Genomic DNA, 1,115 nt, shown 5'->3' on the forward strand with positions numbered 1-1,115 from the left:
CTGATATACAGCAGCAGCGGAGACAATATGGCAATAATCCCCAGTGAAGCCACAATATCGAAAGCACGTTTCAGGAAGCGTGATGACCATTTCGCCAGATTCTGATGAACACGTAAGATCATCACTTCGTGACTGAAAATAAACGACATATCCGTACTGTCGAGCGGCATGCCGCGCAGGGTCGGGATCACCGAGACATAACGGTAACCGTGGATCATAAAGACCCGTAGCCAGTAGTTACGGATATCGCTCTGATGTGCTTCCACGGCGACAATAAACTGGGTTTTCTTGTCGCACGGGGTTAATAACCACAGGTCATCGCAGAATATGATCGGAATGCCATCAATGCTGTCACCCGGCTTGTCAGTCAGTTCGCTGGAAATAAATCCGGTGACGTTCAGCCCGAGATTCTTTTCGCTTTGAATCGCTTTGTAAGCCTCGTGAGCATTTTTACCGGTACCAATAATAATGGCATCGCGTTGCCAGATACCCAGAACCGTTAATACACGCTTAGTCATCATGCGGGCACAAGGTACAAATATCAGCACCAACAACCAGGTGAGGATCCACATATAGCGCGAAAAATTCCACTCCGCGAAAGCCATCACCGCGATCTCAATAACGGCAAAAATGACCAGCGTGCGTAAAATTTCTTTCAGTTCAAACCAGAAGGTTTTGCGGTAGTAATAATGCCGCAAGCGCATGGAGAACCAGCCAACACAACAAAATGCCAGCGTCCAGTGTAATAAAACCAGGGCAGTAACATGTTGAGCGGGAATATAGTCATCAAACTCTTTGAGCATGAAGCTCAGTAATATTTTAGCGACATAAATCGACAGGGTAAAACTGACGAAATCCGAAAGAGCAAGAAACAGGCTTGAGTAAAAATTTCTGGTGAGAAATGTCATATTTCCCTCACAACAAGTATCAAAAATAATTATTACCTGAGAGCATCAGGTTAATAGGCTTATAATAATGGACTTCATTAACGGTCTCCTGACATGCTGACATATCAGAAAAATAATAAATAAGTCATTTTGTAGGTGCCTGACTGTTGCAGTCAGGCACAACCTTTCATTAAGGCAACTGCGGCGTATCTCTGTCTGAAGTAATAC

The 1,115-nt window shown here is 44.4% G+C and carries 1 pseudogene; it reads right to left on the minus strand.

What is annotated here, in order from left to right:
- Positions 1 to 908 (minus strand): annotated as a pseudogene (locus tag AC1DUO_RS25275) (UDP-phosphate galactose phosphotransferase); the annotation flags it as partial.
- Positions 909 to 1,115: the final 207 nt, after the last annotated feature.

It is taken from the genome of Rahnella sp. P4_A8, assembly GCF_056402435.1.